Annotated in this window: 18 protein-coding genes; 9 read left to right on the top strand and 9 right to left on the bottom strand. The window is 44.7% G+C overall.

The genetic code is table 11. The features are described 5' to 3' along the window. The first annotated feature begins 16 nt into the window (after nt 1-16). Nucleotides 17-1,060 carry a glycosyltransferase family 4 protein gene (locus GVN20_RS12030; protein WP_166558554.1) on the top strand — a complete coding sequence of 348 codons (1,044 nt, stop codon included), beginning with the start codon at nt 17-19 and terminating at the stop codon, nt 1,058-1,060. A gap of 13 nt (nt 1,061-1,073) precedes the next feature. On the opposite strand, the gene GVN20_RS12035 is transcribed toward GVN20_RS12030, so the two are convergent. The 3 genes from GVN20_RS12035 to GVN20_RS12045 form a co-directional block, all read right to left on the bottom strand. After that, nucleotides 1,074-4,307, bottom strand: coding sequence for a metallophosphoesterase family protein (locus tag GVN20_RS12035; RefSeq protein WP_166558555.1), 3,234 nt, complete (start codon nt 4,305-4,307; stop codon nt 1,074-1,076). A gap of 494 nt (nt 4,308-4,801) precedes the next feature. Beyond that, nucleotides 4,802-5,143 carry a LytTR family DNA-binding domain-containing protein gene (locus GVN20_RS12040; protein WP_166558556.1) on the bottom strand — a complete coding sequence of 114 codons (342 nt, stop codon included), beginning with the start codon at nt 5,141-5,143 and terminating at the stop codon, nt 4,802-4,804. A gap of 46 nt (nt 5,144-5,189) precedes the next feature. Further along, a complete protein-coding gene (locus GVN20_RS12045; RefSeq protein ID WP_166558557.1) occupies nt 5,190-8,816 on the bottom strand; it encodes a metallophosphoesterase family protein in 3,627 nt (1,208 codons plus the stop codon). A gap of 463 nt (nt 8,817-9,279) precedes the next feature. Between GVN20_RS12045 and GVN20_RS12050 the strand changes: the two genes are divergently transcribed. Genes GVN20_RS12050 through GVN20_RS12075 form a run of 6 tightly spaced genes read left to right on the top strand, consistent with a single transcriptional unit; the run spans nt 9,280 to nt 14,196 of the window. Next, nucleotides 9,280-10,155, top strand: coding sequence for a hypothetical protein (locus GVN20_RS12050; RefSeq protein ID WP_166558558.1), 876 nt, complete (start codon nt 9,280-9,282; stop codon nt 10,153-10,155). 7 nt (nt 10,156-10,162) lie between these two features. Next, nucleotides 10,163-11,005 (top strand): M91 family zinc metallopeptidase, encoded by an 843-nt coding sequence (locus tag GVN20_RS12055; protein ID WP_166558559.1) that lies wholly within the window; start codon nt 10,163-10,165, stop codon nt 11,003-11,005. 20 nt (nt 11,006-11,025) lie between these two features. After that, on the top strand, nt 11,026-11,502 hold the full coding sequence (locus GVN20_RS12060; protein WP_166558560.1) for a hypothetical protein: 477 nt from the start codon (nt 11,026-11,028) through the stop codon (nt 11,500-11,502). 4 nt (nt 11,503-11,506) lie between these two features. Next, entirely contained in the window at nt 11,507-12,013 is a 507-nt protein-coding gene (locus GVN20_RS12065) for a hypothetical protein (RefSeq protein WP_166558561.1), read from the top strand. 7 nt (nt 12,014-12,020) lie between these two features. After that, complete coding sequence (locus GVN20_RS12070) at nt 12,021-12,620, top strand: hypothetical protein (RefSeq protein WP_166558562.1); 600 nt, start codon at nt 12,021-12,023, stop codon at nt 12,618-12,620. Nucleotides 12,621-12,633: 13 nt separating this feature from the next. Beyond that, complete coding sequence (locus GVN20_RS12075) at nt 12,634-14,196, top strand: right-handed parallel beta-helix repeat-containing protein (protein WP_166558563.1); 1,563 nt, start codon at nt 12,634-12,636, stop codon at nt 14,194-14,196. Nucleotides 14,197-14,318: 122 nt separating this feature from the next. Here GVN20_RS12075 and GVN20_RS12080 read toward each other — a convergent pair whose 3' ends face one another. Further along, the gene (locus GVN20_RS12080) at nt 14,319-17,282 is read right to left on the bottom strand and encodes a TonB-dependent receptor domain-containing protein (RefSeq protein ID WP_166558564.1); all 2,964 of its coding nucleotides are present in this window, start codon (nt 17,280-17,282) and stop codon (nt 14,319-14,321) included. Between the two features lie 139 nt (nt 17,283-17,421). On the opposite strand from GVN20_RS12080, the gene GVN20_RS12085 reads away from it, so the two are divergent. Both GVN20_RS12085 and GVN20_RS12090 read left to right on the top strand, forming a co-directional pair. Next, nucleotides 17,422-18,489: a DUF3089 domain-containing protein gene (locus GVN20_RS12085; RefSeq protein ID WP_166558565.1), complete on the top strand. Its 1,068-nt coding sequence runs from the start codon at nt 17,422-17,424 to the stop codon at nt 18,487-18,489. Nucleotides 18,490-18,577: 88 nt separating this feature from the next. Continuing rightward, nucleotides 18,578-19,645 (top strand): mannose-1-phosphate guanylyltransferase, encoded by a 1,068-nt coding sequence (locus GVN20_RS12090; protein ID WP_166558566.1) that lies wholly within the window; start codon nt 18,578-18,580, stop codon nt 19,643-19,645. Between the two features lie 51 nt (nt 19,646-19,696). Here the strand turns inward: GVN20_RS12090 and GVN20_RS12095 are convergent, their stop codons facing one another. The 5 genes from GVN20_RS12095 to GVN20_RS12115 form a co-directional block, all read right to left on the bottom strand. Then, nucleotides 19,697-20,089, bottom strand: a complete 393-nt coding sequence (locus tag GVN20_RS12095; RefSeq protein ID WP_166558567.1) for a RidA family protein — start codon at nt 20,087-20,089, stop codon at nt 19,697-19,699. Between the two features lie 63 nt (nt 20,090-20,152). Continuing rightward, nucleotides 20,153-20,896, bottom strand: a complete 744-nt coding sequence (locus GVN20_RS12100) for a LytTR family DNA-binding domain-containing protein (RefSeq protein WP_166558568.1) — start codon at nt 20,894-20,896, stop codon at nt 20,153-20,155. Nucleotides 20,897-21,039: 143 nt separating this feature from the next. Next, nucleotides 21,040-21,597 carry a molybdenum cofactor guanylyltransferase gene (locus GVN20_RS12105; protein WP_166558569.1) on the bottom strand — a complete coding sequence of 186 codons (558 nt, stop codon included), beginning with the start codon at nt 21,595-21,597 and terminating at the stop codon, nt 21,040-21,042. Then, complete coding sequence (locus GVN20_RS12110) at nt 21,594-22,607, bottom strand: YheT family hydrolase (protein WP_166558570.1); 1,014 nt, start codon at nt 22,605-22,607, stop codon at nt 21,594-21,596. The genes GVN20_RS12105 and GVN20_RS12110 overlap by 4 nt, the downstream gene beginning before the upstream one ends. A gap of 38 nt (nt 22,608-22,645) precedes the next feature. Continuing rightward, on the bottom strand, nt 22,646-23,275 hold the full coding sequence (locus GVN20_RS12115) for a deoxyribose-phosphate aldolase (RefSeq protein WP_166558571.1): 630 nt from the start codon (nt 23,273-23,275) through the stop codon (nt 22,646-22,648). Nucleotides 23,276-23,279: the final 4 nt, after the last annotated feature.

Below are 23,279 nucleotides of genomic sequence, written 5' to 3' on the forward strand. Positions count from 1 at the left end.
GCCCGTACCACAGAATATGTCTTTACCGAAGCTGCTTTATATTTGTATCAATGATGGTTCTGATACGCGTATCAATAAAGAAATCAAGACCTTAGCTGCTCATTTTGATGTTGTTTATTTGGGCATTGGCCGTGATGATTCGCAAGCGTTTGTTAAGCCTTATTGTGCGGAATTTTGCCTAATTCAAGGCCATCATAAATCTCTTGGAACGCTCGTTCGGTATTTTTTTGCGTTTGCCAAACGCTATTTTACCCAGTCATTTCGCAGTATTCACGTTATCAATGAGCAGTTGCTGTTGATATTTTTTCCGTTTTTGATTTGGAGTCGGCGGCGGGTTGTGGCCGATATTTTTGATTCTATTTTTCTGCGCTCTGCCAGCCCCATCGTACATTCGCTGCAATCCCTTTTGTACCGATTGCCCAAAACCATCATAGTTACCGACGATAATCGTAAAACCCTCGTTCCGAATGAGTTTCAGCAAAAAACTGTCGTTGTAGAAAATTATCCTTACGCTTTTTATGACGTTCAATCCAAGGCCGCAGCGGCCGACGAGTTGCTGATTTTATACAGCGGTTCGTTGGGCGTTACGCGAGGTACGGTGCTTTTGGCAGAATTATTGAAACACTCGCCCAAGGTAAAAGTTTGGATGATTGGCTGGGTCTATGACGAGCCTACACGGCTGCTGAGTCAACACCCACAAGTGACCTTTTGGGGCGTAAAAACCCAGCAGGAAACCATGCGACTCGCTTCGGAATGTGATTATATTTTGTCGGTGTACGAACCCATCAATGACAATAACCTCAACGCCAGTCCCAATAAGATTTATGACGCGGTGCAATCGCAAACGCCCGTTATCATCAATTCCGAGATTAAAGTAGCCCAATTTGTAGCCGATAATCGACTCGGTTATGTGTTGGAAAGTTACTATACTACCGATTCTGAATTATTACTTCAACAATTGATTGCCCAAAAGAAAGATTTTATTTTTGATAATGACCTCCGACGTCGCTACACGTGGGAGGCCATCGCGCAAAAATTGATAGAAGCGCATTTGCACTAAATTTTTTGAGGCTCTATTTTTTCTTTTTGATGGTATTTGTATTCGCAGGTACGATGCCTTCAGAAACTTTCTGGGCTGGTGAACTAGGTTGGTCTCCGCTTCCTCCCCCGCCAGGATTACAGCCCACGGGTAAGGCCAAAAAGTAATGACCGCTGCTTGGGGTTGCCAGAAATGCGGTACCGTTTCCTGATGGTAGTAATTCAATATAGCCCGCTCGGTACTCTACCGTAGCCGACGGCGCAATGATATTGGTATTTGTCCCTTTGATCCACTGCGACGCCTGATAGACAGTACTTGTCGGAATGGTGGTGTTGAGGGTGAGGGTTGGAGGGCAGGCGTTCACAACCACAATAAAAGTATCGGCCAAAAACCCGTTTCCGCCGTTGTAGCCATCGTTGACGATGTAGGTAGTGTTGGCCACGGGCGATACCGTAATTCCCTTCGTGGTATTGGGTAGACTGCCGCCGCCGAGGATTTTCCACGAGTAGTTTCCTTCCCACGAGGCCGTCAAGTTTAGGGGTAGAGTAGGGTTGTTGTAAGTGGTTTTTTTGTTTACATCCTTCATGATAGTAAACTGGTCTTTGATGGTGTACGGAGGAGTAGAACTTAGGCTGTTATCATCAACGAGTTTTAAGTACCTAACATCCAGACGATTTTGGTTGATGACAAGCTCTACGCTTCCTCCTGTGGAAAGGAGCGCATCGGTACTATCGCTGTAAAACATGACGGGGTGGGGCCGAGAAGCCACGTTTGTCTCTTTGCCATCGCCCGCTCCCGGGGTAGCCCCTCTGCCCGCGTTGCCCGTAACCACGTGAACTGCACCGTTGTAGGGGCTATTTTTGAAGTATGGCTTTGAGGATGGGCCGTAGGTCCCTGACCAATTTTGGAGCAATTGGTTAGGATTTGCTCTGAATTGCGCTTTGGTAGGCGTGCCCGTTACGCCCTGCATCAAGAAAGAGCGATCATAAGCGTGCGTATGGGAGGTCACGATTAAGTCTACTTTATACTGTTCTAAAACAGGTACCAGCAGTTCGCGCATTATCTTTAATTCCCCTTCGGGCTTATCCCACGCAGTGGAAGGCGCGTCAGAATCATGGGTTCCTTTGGTATAAGGAGGTGTATGGAATAGCACTATTTTCCATTTTTTGGTTGTGGCGGCTAAATCTGCCTTCAACCATTTGACCTGCTGAAGTTGATTAAAGATATTTAAGCGATTAGCAGGTTCATCAAACTTCAACAAGAACATCGACATAGGGTAGCTGGTGAGACAAAGCCAACCACCGCCCGTACAGCCGGGGATAGACCCTCGAGTAAGAAAAGCATCTGGATGATAAGGATTTAGCATGATAATGTGTGCATCTCCTAAATCGAAGGAATAATAGCCTTTGCTTGCGGAGGGTACTCCGCCAGCTTCTGCCATCGTTGGGTAGGAGAAGGCATTGTAGCCAGCAATCGTTGAATCAGCGTAGGGTCTATATCCATAATCGTGGTTTCCTAATGAAATCCAAGAAACGGTATTCCTGAATTGATTTGGGTAAACAGGGAATAGATTATAATCAAGTGCCGCGTCAGTGCCATCGAAGCCCTCCAACTTTGAATTGTCCCCCCCAAAGAGAATGCCATGCAAACGCTTATTGCCGAGATAGTTCATGTAGGCATTTCGGACATTTACTTGGCGGCGCGTTCCGTCGGTCACACTCGGCAAGCCCAGTGGATTGTTGCTACATACATCTCCTAAAATCCACAACCTCAAGGAATCGGTGGTGTTGTTGTTGGGCATACTGTAATAATAATAGTCAGTGCCACTCGCTAGGGTAGTTTCGGCCATTCCGCAGGTATGGCCCACTGAATAATAATACTTTGTGTTGGGTGATAACCCCGCTAATGTTACAATATGCTCAACGGTGGTTGCTGGTAAGGTTACTTGCAGATTAAGATTGTTGGGGTCGGTCCCGTATTTTACTTTACTGTTGGTGGCTACGTTGGTTTTCCAGCGTACAATCACCGACGTAGGCGTGCCTATCTGCAAATAAGGTTGGCGTACAAGCGTTGCCGAAGGACACCCTCCTACCCCTTCGATAGATAAGTCGAAGTAACGGTCTATACTGGTGCTTGCCTGATGCACTTCTACCGCAATGACGTTGGTTCCGTTTAGTAAATCGGCTGGAATATAGACGGTCGTGTCTTTATAAATAGAGTCATTAGGTGGGGCAACAACCGCTGAGGTAAGTGAATCTATGGTCGTAGCGGGCATGTTTAATCGAAAAATCTCTCGCCCATTCAAATAAGCCACCAACCCATCATCGCACCACGTTTTGATACGATACCCCGTATACGTACTTTTATCTGTGATGTTAAAACACTTTCTGAAGTAGTGGGTTTTGCTGCTGTTGCTGCCGTTTCGGCTTGCGCTGTAAGGCCATAGCCACGTGTTGAGGGGGTGAGTAGGCGTACCTCCACTACCATCTTCATAGGCAAGGGTAGCCTGTCCGCTCGCCCACGCTGCGTCATTGTAGGCGTTGGTTTTCCAGGTTCCATTACCAAAAGTGGCAGGTTCTTGATTAGCGGTTCGGTATTTCCAATCCGTTGATTTGAACGTGACGGGCCATTCGGGGCAGGTACTTGGTGCGGTGATTCCTTCCACCAACAAATCAAAATAGCGGTCCTGACTGCTGTTGGATGATTGATGCAACTCTACTGCGATGACATTGTTACCTGGCAAAGCCGTATTGATGGTAATTTCGCCGTAGAGAGAATCATTGGGTGCAGTTACAGAAGACAAGGTAAGCGAATCAATAGGGGGCATTGGCATGTTGTGACTGAAAACCATTATTCCGTTGATATATACAATCAATCCGTCGTCGCACCATGTCTTGATACGGTAGCCGCTGTATTGAGCAGGATTAACGATGGTAAATGATTTTCGAAAATAGTTGGTTCTTGGTAGAGAAGAGGAAGTATGTGACCCTGCAGGTCGAAGCCAAGTGTTAATTAAAGGCTTCGGTGGCGTCGATATAATATCCTCATATCCCAGAGGTGCTTGACCGCTACTCCAAGCCGCATCATTGTAAGCGTCCGTTTTCCAGTTACCGTTTCCAATGTTTACTGCGTCTTGAAAAGCCTCGCGGTATTTCCAGCCGGTTGATTTAAAAGCAACAAAAGTGGTTTGTGCTAAGGTGCTTCCAATAATCGAAAATATCACGCAAAACACCAGAAATGCCTTAAAGAGAATAGGAGAGGTTTTCATATTGGGTAAGATAAAGTGTTTGTATCCAATGCGGTGACTGCTGGGAAGTAAGTTGTTATCGTTTAATGGATAAGGTAAATCACTTCCTGTGTTTTATTCAAAGTCACAGCATATACCCAAAAGTGTATGACCAGAGGTATGCTATGTAATGGAGCAGATAAATTAATGACAGTAATTAAACTGACAAGTTATTTTGGTTTTGGGGTGGAGATGTTTTCGTCCAACTCATATCTGATTTTAATAGGGATGAGATTGGATGGCAACTAAAAAAGGTAAGACCTTTGTTGTAAGGGTAAAGTTTAAGCTTATATAGTACAATTTGAAGTAAAAATATAATAAAAATGTTGCAATGCAATAATTAGCTGATAATAAATTACTAGTTTCAGCAAATCTGATTCGTTGAAGTAATTCAATAGTGGTGAGGTAGATAATGGCACCCTATTTTGCGAAAAAAGAGGTTGAATATTCAACCTCTTTTTTCGCAAAATAAAGACTTAGATAAGACGTAACCTTGGTTTGCGGGGACATTTCAAATACTTTTTCAGTTCGGGTTTTCTCCGTCTTGCTACTGGTACTTCAGTGCCATCCACCATACGCACAAAATCGGAGGTTTGGCGCTGCAATGCATGGTGGATATTGATTAAACAAGATTTATGAATTCGTACAAACGGGAAAGGAAGTAGCTCTTCGTAATAAATCAGACTTTTGGAAGTAAGAAAATGACGACCATCAAGCATGTGAAAAATGGTATAATTTCCAGAACCTTCTAACCGTATGATTTCATTTGTTTGTATTAATGAATTCTTGGAGTAACCGGGAATTAAAATAGTATTCATTGTGGTAGAGTTTTAAAAATCCAAAATGTATAATCTGTGTTTGTTTTCAGGGCTTAGGCTCTCTTTTTTGGAGTTTTGACGACGCACGTGAGGATGGCAAAAGGGCTTTATTGCTACTTTCCTGACCTTGGGTGTTATTGTTGCTTTCGCCACCACCGCCACCAGGAGCACACCCGTCGGGTTGGGCCAAGAAGTAATGACCGCTGCTTGGAGTAGCCAAGAAGGCAGTGCCTGTTCCAGAGGGTTTCAACTCAATGTAGCCGGCGTGGTATTCTACCGTAGCCGATGGCGCAATGATGTTGGTATTGGTTCCTTTGATCCATTGAGAAGCCCGATAAACCGTATTTGTCGAAATCGTTGAAGTCAGCGTAATCGTTGGAGTACATACGTTGACAATAAAAGTATCGGCCAAAAAACCATTTCCTCCGTTATATCCGTCGTTGACGATATAGGTAACATTGGCCGAGGGGGCCACCGTAATGCTTTTTGTCGTATTGGGTAGGCTACCGCCACCGAGGATTTTCCACGAATAATTCCCTTCCCACGAGGCTGTTAGAATGAGCGGAGGAGTGGGAGTGTTATAAGTTATTTTTTTGTTGACATCTTTCATGATGGTAAATGAGTCGGGTTTGGAGCCATCTTGTTTGATACCAACGAAATCAATTCGATTCTTGAAAACCCGTAATTCAGAAGAGCCTCCTAAACGTTCAGTCGTAGTGTAGTACATCACAGGGTGAGGAGAGGGGGGTAAGGTGTAGTCATACCCAAAACTATCCTGCCCTTGTCCGCCGTCCGAATTTACAATATATACGGTGCCCTTTCCGCCCGAATTTTTGGTGTAAGGGGCTGAAGCAGGATAGCGCGCTGACTGACTCTGAATAATAGACGACGGTGCAGGTATGCCTGGATCAAATACCCCATTGATGAGTTTTGAGCGCTGCATTCCGTGGGAGTGCCCAGATAAAACCAAATCTACTTTATACCTTTCCAGAATTGGCACTAAACTTCTTCGGACATTGATTAACATATTATCCGTGTCAGAATCGTGTTTTACCTTTGAATACGGCGGGATATGGAAGAATACGATTTTCCAAAGCTTTTGAGTAGCTGCTAAATCTTTTTTTAACCAATTAATCAGATTTCCAGTAATTGTATCAGCGGTGGTGGCGATTGATGGACCTCCATAGGTAGCCGATGGAATATAGTAAGGGTTGATTTGTACAAAGTGAACATTTCCTATATCGAAAGAATAGTAGTTTTTATCAGAACTGATTCCATCTGCCACCGACGACGGAAATGAAAAAGAATTAAAAATAGCGGCATCCGTTAAGTGAAAAGCGACGGAGGAATCACCAGGAGCTCCCCCAGGAGTGGGAAAACCGCGATAATCGTGATTGCCAAAGGTGGTCCAACTCGGAAACTTTTTCAATACATCTCCCATCTGGTTGAAAAACTTCTGTTGCAAGATACCATCGGTGCCGTCGCCAGGTTCGGTGGCATAATCTTCTCGGAGGGCTATGTCTCCCATCAACAACACACCGTCTACGTAATTATTACCTAGGTAATTTAAGTACGCCTGCCTGGTTTGTGTTTGGCGACTTGTTGAGGTTTTTCCCGAATCACCAAAAAGCCAGAAGCGTAAAGGACGTTCGGTATCAGTTGGTGGGGTTTTGAAGTAATTATTGGCGTCTCCCTGTATAGCGGTTCCATCTGTACAACCTACTGAGTAATAGTACAACTGATTCGGAGTCAATCCCGTGAGGGTAATGATGTGCTCTGTTGTGGGGGCCGAATCGTCCACAAATTGGGTGAGGCCACCCATTGAGGTTCCGTATTTGACGCGTCCAATAATTGCTGCATTTGTCCTCCATCTAACGGTCATGCTTGTTGGTGTTGATAACTGCAGGTAAGGTTGTCTCGTTAATGTTACACCGCAGGGTGTCGTTACGCCTTCAATGGATAAATCAAAATAGCGGTCAAGACTGGAGGCTGCTTGGTGGACTTCCACGGCAATGACGTTGGGGCCATTCAATAAATCATTGGGTAAGAAAATGGTTGTTTCACCATAAATGGAGTCATTGGCGGGGGCGGTAGAAGCCGAGGTAAGCGAGTCAACGGGTCCAGCAGGCATGTTGAGGCGATATACCTCTTTGTTGTTGAGATAGACCACCAACCCATCATCACACCAAGTTTTGATGCGATACCCAGTATAAAGGTTTTTATTGGTAACATTAAAACACTTTCTGAAGTAGTGCGTTCTGGCGCTGTTGTTGCCAGTACGGCTCGGATTGAGTGGCCATACCCACGTGTTGATAGTGTGAGTAGGCGCTCCGTCATCATAGCCCAGTGTAGCCTGCCCACTCGCCCAAGCCGCGTCGCTGTAAGCGTTTGTTTTCCAAGTTCCGTTGCCAAAAGTGGCGGGTTCTTGATTGGCGGTGCGGTATTTCCAACCCGTTGATTTGAAAGTAACTGGCCATTCGGGGCAGGTGATAATCTGGATTCCCTCAATGGATAAATCAAAATAACGATCCAGACTCACACCTGACTGGTGCACTTCCACGGCGATGACGTTGGTGCCTGGGAGCAAATCGCCTTGCAAATTGATTGTGACTTCGCCATAAATGGAATCATTGGCGGGTGCCATTGAGGCCGAAGTAAGCGAGTCAACGGCACCCGCAGGCATATTTAAGCGATAGACTTCTTTATTGTTGAGATAGACAACCAACCCATCATCGCACCAAGTTTTGATTTTGTAACCCGAAAAGAGGGCAGGATTGGTTATGTTAAACGATTTTCTAAAATAATGCGTTTTGGCGCTGTTGTTGCCCGTTCGGCTTGCGCTGTATGGCCATACCCACGTGTTGATGGTGTGCGTAGGCGTGCCATCATCATAGCCCAGCGTAGCCTGCCCGCTCGCCCAAGCCGCGTCGCTGTAAGCGTTGGTTTTCCAAGTTCCGTTGCCAAAAGTGGCAGGCTCTTGATTGGCAGTGCGGTATTTCCAACCCGTTGATTTGAAAGTAACTGGCCATTCGGGATACGTAACTATGCTCCCTAATGTTCCTTCAATGGATAAGTCAAAATAGCGGTCAAGGCTCACGCCTGATTGATGCACTTCTACAGCGATGACGTTGGTTCCTGGGAGTAAATCACTTGGTAGATTGATTGTGACTTCGCCATAAATGGAATCATTGGCGGGTGCCATTGAGGCCGAAGTAAGCGAGTCAACGGCACCCGCAGGCATATTGAGGCGGTATACTTCTTTATTGTTTAGGTACACCACCAAACCGTCGTCACACCAAGTTTTGATTTTGTAGCTACTATAATCATTAGGATTCCCTACATTAAATGTCTTCCTGAAATAGTGGGTTTTGGCGCTATTGTTGCCCGTTCGGCTTGCGCTGTATGGCCACACCCACGTATTGATGGTGTGAGTAGGCGTGCCGTCGTCATAGCCCAGTGTAGCCTGCCCACTCGCCCAAGCTGCGTCGTTGTAAGCGTTGGTTTTCCACGTTCCGTTGCCAAACGTAGCGGGTTCCTGATTGGCCGTCCGATATTTCCACCCCGTTGACTTGAAGCCTACAAAGGTGGTTTGCGTAAATGCTGCCTGAGCGCTCAGCACGAAAAGCAAGAGCAAAACGAACCGTTTTTTGAATAAGTAATCTGTCAGCTTCATAGTAAAAGTAGCGATTGATGAAAGTAAGCAGTGATAAAAAACTAAGGCGAAGCTAGACGTTGAAACATAACAATTGAATGATAAAATACAACAAAACGAATGATTTTGCTCAGGATGAGGCAGGGCGTATGAGCTTCGTCATCGTTATCACGATGGGTGATTTGTATTAACTGAAAGAGTAGTTCCCTAAGGCGTTTTGGCCTTTGGCTCACTGGGTGCAGCCATTTACGCAAGGGTGCTATTGCCGTTTGGGAGTTTTGTATAGCTTTCGTTTATCAAATTATAGGCACTATCTTTTTTGTATGAAGAAGCGTATTACTCGACAAAGCATCTATGAGGGCTTTTTGTATGTACTACTCGTGGTGCTGGTGCTGATTCTGATTTTTGTATAATGTCCGTTTTTTACTTGTTGACTCACGGTATTTTCCCTGATTTTTGACCAAAATTTAACAGTGTACCAAAAATGTCACGATTTCTCATTTTCCTTTTTTTGCTCTCCCTATCTATTGGCCTTTTTCAATGCGGTGGAGGCGATCCAGAGCCCGATAATTCAGGAAATAATACTAACAATGGCTCTAACACAGGTGGCGGCACCCTCGGCAAAGGCCAGCCGGGTGTGGTGGGCCTCGCGGGAGTAGAGGCCTGGGACAAACTTGCATCGAGCGAAAAAGACCGCATCAAGAATTGGAATGCGTTGTTTCTGCATCAGTCTGTTGGCCAAGATTTAGAAGAAGGCTGTAAAGCCAACGGATTTCCGTTTGATTATTATGGCCCCAACGACAAAACCGATGGCGGCCTACGAGGGGGTATCTTTGTGGATGTAGGCGGCATTGCCAATGGTAACCCTTTCGAAAAAATCAGGGTTTTTCGGGAAAATGTAACCCGCAATAAAGACCTGCTTCAAATCGCGATTTTTAAGTTTGGTTATGCCGACGTAATGGACGATAATTTCGAAAAAGTAAAAACTGAATACAAAGCCTTCGTAGATGCCCTCAGGGCTCAATCGCCCACGCTCCGATTTGTTCATGTCACGCCGCCGTTGGTTTACTCCACCACTTCGTTTGAGGGAAACGCCGCCAAAATGAAGGTGGGGCAATGGATGAAAGATACCTTCAAAAATACCGATGTCATCTTTGATTTACAGGAATTGGAAAGCAACAACGGCGCGTGTCAACAGAATAACGTTTGGCGTATTTGTACCGAAAACCGTAACACCGCCTCCGATCCGTCGGATGTAAATGGTATTGATTCTTCCGACGGACAGGGGCACATCGGCAAAAAAGCAGGGCAGCGCATCAGCAAGGCTTTGTTGATGAGTATTTACAACGCTGGAAAATAATACGACCATGAGTAAATCGATCTCTTTTATCTATGCTCCCAATATCATCGTTGCACCGGGAACCAAATACGTAGACGATTTTGAAGATTTCCAAAAACGAGTGCTGTCGTTGTTGGCAGATATTATGAAAGCGAATTGGACGGGGTTAGGAATCATCAACCTTATTGGCCAGATGAGCAATAAAAAAGTCATTATCACGCCTGACCCCATCAATGGAAATGCTTGTGCGGAAGATAGACGAAATCCCAGTTGGGGCAATGCCATAGAAATTCCTATTTCAGTAGAATATGTGAAGGGAACAGCTAACAAAAGCCCAGGTTTTATGCCTGATGAAATAATTTTACACGAACTTATTCATGCTTATTTTATGCATCATGGCACAAAGCAAGATATGGCATTGTTTGTTCCCCCGAATTTTTATTACCATACTTTTGGTGAGTTTGCGGCAGTTTTATTGACCAATATATACATGTCGGCAAAAGGCAGGCCAGCGCTACGCAGAGACCACACCGAGGCACAACTCACGGGGATGTGTAGTCACGACGAAGGATTTCTGATACTTCATGCTGACCCAAACCAATTTGGTTATCCCTATTCGCAATTTCCACATGAAAGGTTGATTTGGAATCTGACGCAGCAGGTACCGGAGCTTATTTTCAACTATGTTCGACACGAAAACGGCGTTTTTAACCCAGTTCGCTATTATTTGAATACACTTCCAGAACGGAGGATGCGGGAATTGCGGCCGCGTTCGGGAGAGACTTTTCAAAGAAAGGAAGAGTTTGAAGGGGAGGCGATGAGGCTTGTGAAAGAAGCAGAACGGATAGAAAAAGAAGGATGGGGCAAATAAAACCTTAATCAATAACAACCATGAAAAAAATAATCGCGTACGTTGTGTTAATCAGCGTTTTCATCCTCAACTCGGGAGCGGGTTGCAGTGACAAAAAAGAAGAACCCGAGCCCGAATATGTTAAACTGCTGGTTGGCGGCCGCTGGGATGTGTACAAAACCTATTCTGAATCAGCAAGTGATAAAATCACCCTTACTATTAAAGATGGCTACTTAGGCTATAAATTTTATACGGATGGCTCAATGGATGGCTGCTTCCAACAAACCTGCGAAAAGCAAGGCCGATGGTCTTACAAAGTAAAAAATGCCGCCGCTGGAACGGGCGAATTAACGCTCTACAATGACAATAAAGACATCGCCGAAGTTTATGGAGACCAACTAATAGGACACTTGGAAATACTTAGCGACAATGAGATTATCTGGGTAGTTAATGGCAGTCCTTTTGTGGGAAATACCGATTATAGTTTGGTGAGGTGGTATATGAAAAGAACCCAATAAGGCCATGAAAAAACTACTTTCTTGCGCCGTACTGTTGAGCATTTTAGTCCTCAACTTGAGTGCTGGTTGCGGCTCGAAAACCGAAGCCGCTCAGCCCGATAATTTCCAGTCATTAATTGGTAAGTGGGAGGCGATACGCTTTGTTTACGAAATAGTGAAACAGGATGGGTCTGAAATCGCTACTGGAACTGAACTTAAATCAAAAGGAAATGTCATCATATGGGAATTTTTCAGCGATGGAAGATTGGTCGCTACGCAGGATGGGAAAAGCCGTGAAGTGCGTTGGGAGCTGAAAGTCAAGCGATTGAATGGGGTGAACATTGATGTCGGGGAGTTGAAAATTATAGGTACCCAAGAAAAACAATTGGCCGAAACGTTAGGCCAAAGTAGTGATTTAACCTATGCAATTGAGACTTCATCCGAGGCAAAAATAATGTCTCTAAGGGTAGATGCAACCAAAATAGGCCCGTACAAACAGAATACATTAATTTACACCTACCATAAATTGTAGATAATCAATGACAAAGAGTATAAAGCTATTGCTTTTTTTGGGTGTTTTGGCAGCATTAAGTTGGGGAGTGTATGAATGTAAATACTATTACAGCTACTACTCCGATCTCAAAGACCGACCGTGGGCTTATAGTCGCGACGAAAACGCCAAACTACTCGTAGGGAAATGGCAAGGCCGCTTTACTGATCCGGATGGGGTGGCTAAAAAGCTTGCATTAGAAATTTTTGTGCCAATCACCGATGAAGAACGATGGGAGAAGGCAGCGCGAAAGAGCCGCCGTCGGCGAGGTTCTTCGGCCCGCCGAAATTTTGAGGGTGTTGCGTTGGTTGAGAGTAAGTTAGGTAAGGAAAGTTATGAGTTGTGGGGAGGCGTGAATAAGGATGACTATCATTTGTTTACCCTTGATTTTATTACGGATGAGACGAAAATGTTGCCAATTAATAACTTTTACATCAACGATTCTGACCCTAACAATTGGCGCGATGATTCAATGAGCTTGACGCTGAATTTCAGTTTTCGTCGACCCAATAAATCTTCGTTTTGGAGTAGTGCAGACCCGCGTTTTGATAAAAAAGTAACCGTTACCCTTAATCGCCAAAAACAATAAGATTGTATCTGATATGGATGCGAAAAAGCTACTATTCTTTGCCCTCATTTCCCTTTTTTCGATCATTGAAGGTTGTAAAAAAGCGGAAGTTGAAACCGACGAATGCGACGCTGACCCTACTGCCTGCGGCTGCCCACAGGAGCCGCCAAGTTGCAGCGACCCAGGAAATAATGGCGGGCAGACCCTCAGTGGAAAGGTGTATGTCTCACCCAACGGCAGCGACTCCAATGATGGCAGTGAAGGGAAGCCTTTCAAAACCATCCAAAAAGCCGCTGACGTTGCCGACCCCGCCAAAGGTTTGGAAATCATTCTGCGTGGTGGTATCCACCTGAGCGAAGAAGTAAAGTTCAGAACTTCCAATATCAATCTGCATTCCTATCCGGGTGAGTGGGCAGTTATCAAAGCGATAATGACGGTGGAAGATATTTCCAGCTGCCTCTGGTTTAGAGAACCAGAGAGTGAAAATATAACCATTGAAAACGTAGAAATTATTGGGGGGTATTACTACGGAATTAAATTTGAAAGCAACTGGGACGATGACCGAAGCGTACCTTTTGACAAGCGGAGAGGGGTACGTAATATTAAAATCTTGAACTGCAAAATCCACGATACAGGCCGCGATTGTATCAAAATTACGCCAGGATGCCAGAATATTCAGGTCCTTAACTGCGAAATTTACCGCTCTGGCGTGGGGCCAGCCAACATATCGGCGCAAAATGCCGAAGGAATTGACAACGTAAACGGCTCCAATATGACGGTTCGTAATTGCTATTTTCACGACATCGCCACCAACGCGCTGTACGCTAAAGGAGGGGCAAAAGATTGCATTTTTGAGCAAAATCTCATCATGAATTGCGGCGAGGGTGGATTGGTAGCGGGCTACTTGGATACTGATGCGGAGTGGTTCAATACAATCTCTAACCCTACGTATTTTGAAAGCATAAACATCATTATCCGGAACAATATTGTGGTCAATACTAAATGGGAAGGGATTGGACTCTATGCGGCACTTAATGCTCAAGTCTATAACAATACGCTCATCAACGTAGCGCAGGAAGCAAGCGCAGCCTTGATGATTGCCCGGGGCGAAATTTATGGCACACCCAAAGGCGATCAATACCCAAATTGCAAAGACCTTAAAATTTCTAATAATATTTTTGTACAAACCGCCGCTGCCAAAGGCTATATTGCCCGCTTGCGGGGAATTCCCCAAGGGACCAACGAATTGAGCAATAACGTTTATTTCAAACCCGGAACGCTCACTTTCAGAATTGATAAGTCTGATGATGATTATACTGAATTTGAGGGTTTTGCAAACTGGAAAACCCAATCTAAATTTGATGCAAGCAGCATCAACGTTGACCCTAAACTCGACGGTCAATACCACCTCACCGCGGGCAGCCCTTGCATCGGTATAGGAAAAGCACTGGGGACTTTGGTAGAAAAAGACTACGACGGCGGGGCAAGAGGTGCAAAACCAGACATCGGAGCCGACCAAGCTGGCAACGGCACAGCGCTTACCATTCCGCCACCTATAGTAGCTACTGGTACCAAAGGCACTGGTGGGGGCAATTAATGCTACAAGAGCAGAATACTTTCCAAGTTTTAGAAACTTGGAAAGTAGGAAACTGTACACAAACAAAAAAGGCTCCGAGCGGAGCCTTTTTTGTTTGTAAAAATAAGAGCGTTGTTTAGGCGCTATTTATTTAATAATTCATCAAAAGTAAGTGAAACATAGTACATCGAACCAACAACTGGATTTCCCCAGCCTGTGCGGTATTGAGTTCCTAATAGATTAGTGCCACCAATCTTAAAAATTGATTTAATAGAAGAAACTTTCTTGCTCACTTGGGCATCTAAAGTACCGAATGCTGGTATGGTAAGTTGAGTACTGTTCTGGGGCTGTCGGGCCAAAGCAGGTTGAAGGAGGTCCAACCAATCAAATGCTGTCTGATGACGCCATACTACATTGAAGCCCCAACCTGAGTTGCCTAAATTACGATTCCCAAATGTTATATTGTGTCGATATTTAGGGGTGTTGTATCCCACTTGAAAACCGTCATCCAGCACGTTGCGATTTTTCTCTCCACTAAACATCTTGACGCCGCCCGCATCAAGGGTATTATTGGAAAGGTTAAAGCCTAAAGTATAGTTTTTGGGTAATAAATAATCAAACCCTAAACCAAAACCTTGTGTCTTAATATCTCCTGTATAATTTGTTGACATTGATATCACTTGCGGAATAGCCGCGTTTCTTAGTAAAACACCACCGATGTAGTTTTTCATTGTGGTGTTGTAATAATATACATCTATCAACAATTTTTTGGCAATCATTCCTTTGTATCCCACTTCAAAACTCAAAGCGCGTTCAGGTTTGAATTCTGGAAAACTCCATGCCTGACCAGTAGCAATATTAACAGAGCCAGCTCCCTCCCGAAGTTTGTAATTGTCCCAGAGCGCAGGTAACCCACCAATCAATAAAGATACGGGCGTATTAAGATTGATGTATTGGTTTTGGTTGGTCGGAATTCTGAAACCTGTTTGGTAAGAAGCCCGGATGTTGTGGTTTTTATTGACAGTGTAAACCGCCGAGATACGTGGACTCCATTGGCCAGCAAAATTTTCATTTTTATCATAACGAACAGAACCCGTCAACTTAAATACATCATTGAAATTTTTACTCACTTGAGTATATCCTCCAAATTCGTTAATGCTGAACTCGCTCCCATCTGATTTCTTCAAAAATAGTGTACCATTAGAATTCAATGCATATTTTCGAAAATTTCCCCCTACAATAATTTCAACTACTTTAGGATCAATTACTTCATTGAAATTATACATGGCTTCAGCGTGGTACAACCGGGTACGATCTACAAATAAGGCTCCGCTTGGAATGGCATTGGCTTTTACCTGAGCCGCAATTTGGTCGAAGCGCGGATCTCCTGGCAAAACACGGCCTTGGTCTGCCACACCGCGAGCTGCGGTATGCAATGCGCCAGCGTTTGAATTAACTGTACCTAAGGCAGTAGCATAAGCAGCTTGTGGGGTTTGCCCAGCCCTCAATGCTGCTTGAAAAGCAGGTACAAAAGTTTGGAATGCACCACCAGCATACGTAAGGGCATATTGTGGATACCACCCTTGCGCCAAGCCTGCTAAACCCGCTGACGCCGGTGGTACACTTGGTTTCCACGCTTCATTGATGTAGGTGCCGAGCAAACCAGCGGCATAGGTATCTCCCGAGTTTTCGGCGGTCATGTAGCCACGAACAAAGAAGTTAGATCCTCTCAATTCAGCTTTATACAATCCCATTGTAAAATTCTTGAGCTGATACCGGTCTGAAGAAGTATATACTGTTGACCCCGCTCCCCAGTTGGCCTGAACGATGGCTTCTACTTTATCGTTAATACGATAGTGTAATGCACCATTTAATTTCAAACTTTTTGTGGTATAGTTCACTAAATCAAACTCATTGTAGCCTGTACGCGATACGGCTACATTAGGAAGCAAAATATCGTTTATCAACTGCGAGCTTGGAATACCCGTAGCAGTAGAAAACTGATTAATACCGCCAACCAGTTGAGCCAATGGAGCGCTGATAGCGTTTAATTGAGCAAGAGGTATTCCAAGTAACTGGCCGAATGTGCCACGTAAACTCGCTAAGCCAGCACCGCTTGAATTCTCATCTCCATAAACGTTTATGCCGTCATACCCAGGATTACTGCGAGTTCCATTGTCAGGGGTAGTTCCTCGAAAACTTTGGTCGCGATAATCATTCACTTGCCAATCTTGAGCAGTGATGTAGCCAACATTGAGTTTGAAGGCGAATTTATTATTGAAGGCTTTGGCATACCGAAAAGCTACATCATAAAAAGGCGTAGTTTTGGTGGAGCGATTATCGGCGCTCATCAAGCCCAATTTTGTGTAAGCACTTACTCCTTGATAAAGAAATGGATTTTTACTGTTCATCAATAACAATCCATTGATGGCATTGGGGCCATACAAAGCAGAAGCAGATCCAGGAAGAAGTTCAACACTTTCTAAATCAAGTTCGGAAATCCCAACTATGTTGCCTACGGCAAAGTTGAGCCCCGGAGCCTGATTGTCTATTCCGTCAATCATTTGTACCACGCGTGTATTGCCATTTCCTGAAAATCCACGCGTATTAACAGAACTAAACATCAATGATTGAGTGCTCACTTCTACCCCTTTTAGGTTACGAATGGCATCATAAAAGTTAGCTGCTGGGGTTTCACGGACGTTACGAATGTCCATTTTCTCAATACTCACGGGCGATTTCAAAACGCTTTCCTCGACCCGAGAAGCCGATACAACTACTTCCTGACCAATCAATGCCTGCTCTTTGAGGACAATTTTGAGGTCCGTGCGATCGCCGTTAATTTGTACTTCTTGGGTTTCAAACCCAACAGACGTGACGACCAAAATAAAAGGTGTGGGGGTATTGGTAGTCAATGAAAAATTACCTTTTGCGTCCGAAATAGTTCCAACCACCTTTCCTTTCACTTGAATGCTCACTCCCACCAATCCATCACGCGTTGTTGCATCCGTTACATTTCCGGCGACTTTTGTTTGAGCCAATACTATGCCTGCGCTCATTAACCATGCCACAGAATATAGTATGGCATTTCTTAAAATTTTATCCATAGGTTTAAAGTTGTTTTTGGGTGTAACTCATTCGTAATTTTGTGTAATATTCGTTCTTTTGAAAATAGGTTACAATTTTTTCTTCCTATATTCATAAAAAAAATTGTTATGCACGCATAATTATTAGAAAAGTACAATAATGAATCAACTAAAATCTCTTCCATCGGTACTTTTTACAGCCCTTTTAGTGATTGTAGCCGGGTGTTCAAAATCAGTGACGTTACAAAGTCAGTACGTTTTAGAGAATGTTCCCGCTGCTCCCGATTATGCTAAATCACTCTACTGGGCGGCCCTGCCCACGGTAAAAGATGCCGCCGATAGTGTGCCTCTGAAGTCGGGTCTCAAAGATGGACAAGCATTCGCAAAAGCAGATGTTTTTTTTATTCACCCTACAATTTATACGCAGCAACCAACCATCGGCGCTTTTGAGTGGAATGCCGATGTAAATGATGCAGCGTTGAATCAAAAGGTGGACAACTCCACCATTCTCAATCAGGCTTCGGTCTTCAATGGTTCTTGCAAAGTGTACGCGCCCCGTTATCGTCAGGCGCATTACTACAGCTTTGTGACGAAAAACCAACTGGAAAAACAAAAAGCAATGGATTTGGCGTATTCTGATGTGAAAGCTGCGTTTGAGTATTATTTACAAAATTTTCATCAGGGCCGTCCCATCGTCATTGCTTCGCATAGCCAAGGAACCGCCCACGCCAAACGCTTGCTGAAGGATTTTTTTGATGACAGCCCGCTCCGACAAAAACTAGTGTTTGCCTATTTGGTAGGAGACATCACGGGGGTGCCTGCCCAGCCCGATGAATTTAAAACCATTAAACCAGCAAAGACTCCCGAAGAAGTAGGTGGTTTTGCCTCGTGGCACACGTATTTGCGCGGCTTTTTTCCCGACAAGTACGTTCCCAATCACTTTTCTACTGCGGCTTGCACCAATCCGCTGACGTGGCGTTTAACCGAAGAATATGCTTCTCAAAGCCTGAACAAAGGTGGTGTGGGCCTAAAGTTTACGTTTGTGCCACAATTGGCTGATGCGCAGGTTCACCAAGGGCTCTTGTGGATTAACAAACCCTACGTAAAAGGGAGGTCTTTGATACGGAATAAAGTGTGGCATTCGGCCGACATAAACCTTTTTTGGCAAAGTATCCGGGAAAATGTAGCTTTACGAGTTGAAAACTATATCCAACAAGAGCAAAAATAAACCAGAAAATGTAACGTAAAAGGGGATTTATCGTCTGAATACAGTACTTTTCCTGTCAACTATTAACGCTTCACATCACTCATCGCTTATGAATCACAATTTTGTAATTATCATGGCAGGCGGTGCTGGAACACGGTTCTGGCCTTTCAGTCGAAACAACAACCCCAAGCAGTTTCATGATGTATTGGGAACTGGAAAAACACTGCTTCAACAAACCGTAAGTCGTTTTGAAGGGGTTTGCCCTCCCGAAAACATCTACATCGTGACCAGTGCCGAATACTATGATTTGATTAAAAAACAAGTTCCATTCCTGACAGACGATCAAATCTTGCTGGAACCTAATCGCCGCAATACCGCCCCGTGTATTGCTTATGCGTGTTATAAGATTGCCAAAAAAGACCCTCAGGCTAGGGTGGTGGTGGCTCCTTCCGATCATATTATTCTGAAAGAAGAAATATTTCGTGAAAAAATTCTTTTTGCACTTGAGGCGGCTGGAAAAGAAGAAATTCTGATTACGCTCGGCATTCAACCCACTCGTCCCGATACGGGCTATGGCTACATTCAGTTCATACCTTCCGAAAGTGAGACCAAAAAAGTAAAAACGTTTACCGAAAAACCTCAATTGGAAATTGCGGTTAAATTTCTAGAAAGTGGTGATTTCGTCTGGAATGCAGGGATATTCGTGTGGAATGTCCAGGCCATTATTAATGCATTCGCGGCTTATTTGCCCGAAGTAGCGGAGGTATTTATGGCGGGCGAGCAAGATTACTATACCGAGCAGGAAAAAACCTTTATTGATAAAGCGTATATGCTTTGTAGAAACGTCTCTATCGACGTGGGCATCATGGAAAAGGCCCAGAATGTCTACGTTGTTTTAAGTGATTTTGGCTGGTCAGATTTGGGAACGTGGAAATCGCTCTACGATATTTCGCCGAAAGATGCTCAGCAAAATGCCACTGAGGGTAATATAAAGCTTTATAATACAGGGAATTGTATTATAAAGACACCTAAAGATAAGCTCGTGGTGGTGCAAGGGCTGGATGGATACATCATCGCCGAAAACGACGGTGTACTCATGATTTGTAAAATTGACGAAGAGCAGCGAGTCAGAGACTTTGTGGCGGATGCCAAGCAGCTAGGCAGCCAATATATTTAAACATTCGGGGGAGGCGAAAGCTTCCCCCGCTTTGTTTTAAAAGTCTTGGGGTTAATTTTCAAGAATTGCGGTAGTTTCAATTTCCACCATGTATTCGGGGGCAATTAAACGAGATACTTCTACCATCGTGGTACACGGCCGAATCTCCCCAAAAAACTCGCCATGCGCCCGACCAACGGCTTCCCACTGAGAAATGTCAGTTACAAAAATACGGGTACGTACCACGTCTTTGAGCGAAGCGCCCGCTTCGGCCAATACAGCCTCAATTTTTTTGAGAATAACTTTGGTTTGGACGTAGGGGTCTTCCAATCCTACTACTTGGCCATCTTCAACGGCGACGGTTCCGCTGATTTCAATGACAGCGCCGATTTTGACGGCTCTTGAATACCCCACGGTGGCCTCCCACGGAGAGCCCGAAGAAATATTGGTGCGTGACTGCGGCATAAAAAAACAGAATTAGGTGGTTTTGAAGGAATAAAAGTACATAATCCTGTAAATGAACAAAGATTATAACCCCAGTTTTTCCAAAAATCCTTTTTTCTCATTCCGTGAAATTTCTACTTCCGAGCCATCGTCCATCAGCACAGTGCCTCCTTCTCCGCGTACGTATTCTTTGACCCGCAATAGGTTAATCACGGCCGAACGATGGACGCGTAAAAAGTGAGCTGAGGCAAGCATGTGTTCAAATTCTTTAAGCGTGCGCGATGCCACCAGTTTACGAGGGGGCATTCCGGTAGCAGCGAGGTGAAAAACCGTGTAATTACTATCTGATTCGAGCCAAACGATGTCCTGAATGGGCACAAACGTGACGCCTTTCAAAGAGGGAATGGCGATTTTATTGAACTGTAACGAAGACAAAGCTAGGCTTTCGTTGTGAGATGCCTGTTGGCTGTGGCGTTTTTTTTCAAGGCGTTGCAGTGCGGAGCTGAGTTCAATTTCTCGAACGGGCTTCAACAAAAAATCTAGCGCACTCTGACGAATGGCTTCAATGGCGTATTGGTTATAGGCCGTGGTAAAAATAACTTCAAACGAATAAGGTTCTAATTGACGTAAAAGCGTAAAACCATCCATCAGCGGCATTTCAATGTCCAAAAAAAGCACATCAGGTTTTAGTTGTCGAATACCCACAACCGCCTCCTCGGGCGACTGGAAAGTGCTTAAAATGTTGATTTCGGGGGCAACTTTACGCAATTTGATGGCCAGAACTTCAAGGCTCATGCGTTCGTCGTCAACAAGGATGGCTTTAAACATAGCGTTGTTTTTTTCAAAAATAAGGTAGTTAAGGCGAAAAAAATGGCCGTTTACTAATTAATGAAAGCCTTTTTAGGCAACGGAAAATAACGTCTATGCTTTTTTATGAACGGTGTAGAACGGGTATTTTCAATCCGTCGAAATCATTGCCCAGTTGTATTTTTGAAATCTTCTGGTGTGTTGATGTTTTGGAGCCAACGGGGTGTAGGGCAGGGGAGCAAATGGACGTTGGCTTTTTTTAGAATTTGCCGTGGCGAAAAGCGGTTTTGCTGAAATTGTGCTTGTATGAATGCGTAACTTTCAGGCTCCCAGATGGTTAATAAAGGTTCAGGAAATAGGGATTCGGGGTGTTGAAAGGCCGTTGCTATTTGATTGAGCTTGCGATGACTGACCAAAAAAGCAATCGTTTCTGGCGACACAAAAGGCATATCACAAGCCACGACCAGCCATGCTTCGTTTGGACTATGTTCAAACGCCGACAAAATCCCCCCCAACGGCCCGATTTCACGGTTATCAATCAAGCAGGCGAAACTGTCAAAATTGTCTTTTTGGTCGGCTCGGCAGGAGATAAGAACGGTAGAACAGTACGGCGTCAGCAATTCATATAAATAGCGCCATTGGGGTTGATGATGGTAGGTCAATAGGCTTTTGTCAGTACCCATCCGCGTACTGCGCCCGCCCGCCAGAATCAGCGCATTCATGCCTCAGTAAGAAATGTTAACGCCCTAACTTCCGACCAATACGCGTCTTTGTGGCTAAAGGTATCGGGCCTAAAACCACAATGCCCGCCCGACTGCGTGAGTTCCAGCCACACGTTGGGCATATTTGCAATTACATCGGCAGGTAGGCTTTGGTAGGGCACCAGAGGGTCGTTGATGGCATTGACGATGAGCGTTGGGATGGCCGCTGCGTGAATAAAACCTTTGGAGCTGCTTTTCTGGTAATAATCATCAGCACCTTCAAACCCATGCAGCGGTCCAGTGTAAACGTGGTCAAAATCCCAGAATGTTTTGATGCTTTTCCACTTCTTTAAATCAAAATGCTCGGGATATTGTTGGGCTTTGGCCGCTACTTTGGGCTTTAGCGATTTTAAGAATCGCCACAAATAGATTTTATTTTCGGGTTTTTCGATGTTGCGGCTACAAGCCAATAAATCCATCGGCACGCTGAAGGCCACCGCTTTTTTGATGGCAGGATTAATATTAGCTCCGTTTTCGCCGACGTATTTCAACGTCACATTTCCCCCCAAACTAAATCCCATCAGGTTGATTTCGGTGTAGCCTTTGGCGAGGGCGTATTGAATCACAAACTCCAAATCGGTGGTTTCACCGCTGTGGTAAAATCGCAGTTGGCGGTTTATTTCGCCACTGCAACTTCGGTAATTCCAGGCCAAACAATCAAATCCGTTGGTGGTCAGAAATTTCACCATTCCCGTTACGTACTGCCGGGTGCTGCTTCCTTCCAACCCATGCGACAGAATCACCAAAGGAGGTAATGAAGTAGGTAGATTGACAGTTTCTTTTTTATCGGTTGTTTTGTTCTTTTTTGAAAAACTCCAGTCTATATCTAAAAAATCATCGTCGGGCGTGGTAAGACGCTCGCGTTGATAGGAAGGATTGATGGTCCGAAAAAGAGCAGGATAGATGCTCTGGTAATGTCCATTGGGCAACCACGAAGGCGGACGGTGGGTATTGGTTGAAATAACAGGCATGAAAATTTTCCAGAAACAAAAAGGACAAATTAGGTACGTTAGCTTCCAAAAGGCAAACATAGCCTTTCCGCTCCGTGTTCCAAGAGTTTCGTAAAATCTTCGTTTGTGGCACCCTCAGCCCAAACTTTGCAGCCAACTCGGGCGGGAGTGAGCTGCTTGAAGCGCAACGCTTTTTCTAGGTCAAATGATTTTTGGAAAAATCCGGTGGTATTTTGTATGTAATCCGCTCCTGCGTCGGCAGCAGTTTTGAGGGCGCGAATGAGGCTAGGCTCGTCAAAAAAATCGGTTTCGATAATTACCGTAAAAATAGCTTCTCGTTGGTGAATCAGTTTGGCGAGTTTGGCAAATTCCACTTTGGGCCAACCGTTTGAATTCGAAAACCAAGCCGATGTATTCATAACCACCTGAATTTCGCGCGCGCCGTCGTTAAGGGCACATTCAGTTTCGGTTTGCTTGGTTTCGGTGCGTTGGTAGCCCAGAGGATACCCAATCACGGTCGATAAAATAGCTTGGGTGGATTCAGGCCAATCGCGATGTAATTTTTTGACCCAAAAAGGAGGGACAGTCAATGTGGCAAACCCATTTTGCTGCACGGCTCCAAAAGCCTCAAGCATAGATTCGACCGAGGCCATGGGCGATAAAACACTAAGTTCGATGGCATGATTCATACCC

Origin of the sequence: Runella sp. CRIBMP, assembly GCF_009905605.1 — a bacterium.
GTDB lineage: Bacteria > Bacteroidota > Bacteroidia > Cytophagales > Spirosomataceae > Runella.

Coding starts and splice junctions, on each gene's coding strand:
- GVN20_RS12030 (WP_166558554.1), top strand. CDS start 17: ATGTCTTTACCGAAGCTGCTTTATATTTGTATCAATGATGGTTCTGAT.
- GVN20_RS12035 (WP_166558555.1), bottom strand. CDS start 4,307: ATGAAAACCTCTCCTATTCTCTTTAAGGCATTTCTGGTGTTTTGCGTG.
- GVN20_RS12040 (WP_166558556.1), bottom strand. CDS start 5,143: ATGAATACTATTTTAATTCCCGGTTACTCCAAGAATTCATTAATACAA.
- GVN20_RS12045 (WP_166558557.1), bottom strand. CDS start 8,816: ATGAAGCTGACAGATTACTTATTCAAAAAACGGTTCGTTTTGCTCTTG.
- GVN20_RS12050 (WP_166558558.1), top strand. CDS start 9,280: ATGTCACGATTTCTCATTTTCCTTTTTTTGCTCTCCCTATCTATTGGC.
- GVN20_RS12055 (WP_166558559.1), top strand. CDS start 10,163: ATGAGTAAATCGATCTCTTTTATCTATGCTCCCAATATCATCGTTGCA.
- GVN20_RS12060 (WP_166558560.1), top strand. CDS start 11,026: ATGAAAAAAATAATCGCGTACGTTGTGTTAATCAGCGTTTTCATCCTC.
- GVN20_RS12065 (WP_166558561.1), top strand. CDS start 11,507: ATGAAAAAACTACTTTCTTGCGCCGTACTGTTGAGCATTTTAGTCCTC.
- GVN20_RS12070 (WP_166558562.1), top strand. CDS start 12,021: ATGACAAAGAGTATAAAGCTATTGCTTTTTTTGGGTGTTTTGGCAGCA.
- GVN20_RS12075 (WP_166558563.1), top strand. CDS start 12,634: ATGGATGCGAAAAAGCTACTATTCTTTGCCCTCATTTCCCTTTTTTCG.
- GVN20_RS12080 (WP_166558564.1), bottom strand. CDS start 17,282: ATGGATAAAATTTTAAGAAATGCCATACTATATTCTGTGGCATGGTTA.
- GVN20_RS12085 (WP_166558565.1), top strand. CDS start 17,422: ATGAATCAACTAAAATCTCTTCCATCGGTACTTTTTACAGCCCTTTTA.
- GVN20_RS12090 (WP_166558566.1), top strand. CDS start 18,578: ATGAATCACAATTTTGTAATTATCATGGCAGGCGGTGCTGGAACACGG.
- GVN20_RS12095 (WP_166558567.1), bottom strand. CDS start 20,089: ATGCCGCAGTCACGCACCAATATTTCTTCGGGCTCTCCGTGGGAGGCC.
- GVN20_RS12100 (WP_166558568.1), bottom strand. CDS start 20,896: ATGTTTAAAGCCATCCTTGTTGACGACGAACGCATGAGCCTTGAAGTT.
- GVN20_RS12105 (WP_166558569.1), bottom strand. CDS start 21,597: ATGAATGCGCTGATTCTGGCGGGCGGGCGCAGTACGCGGATGGGTACT.
- GVN20_RS12110 (WP_166558570.1), bottom strand. CDS start 22,607: ATGCCTGTTATTTCAACCAATACCCACCGTCCGCCTTCGTGGTTGCCC.
- GVN20_RS12115 (WP_166558571.1), bottom strand. CDS start 23,275: ATGAATCATGCCATCGAACTTAGTGTTTTATCGCCCATGGCCTCGGTC.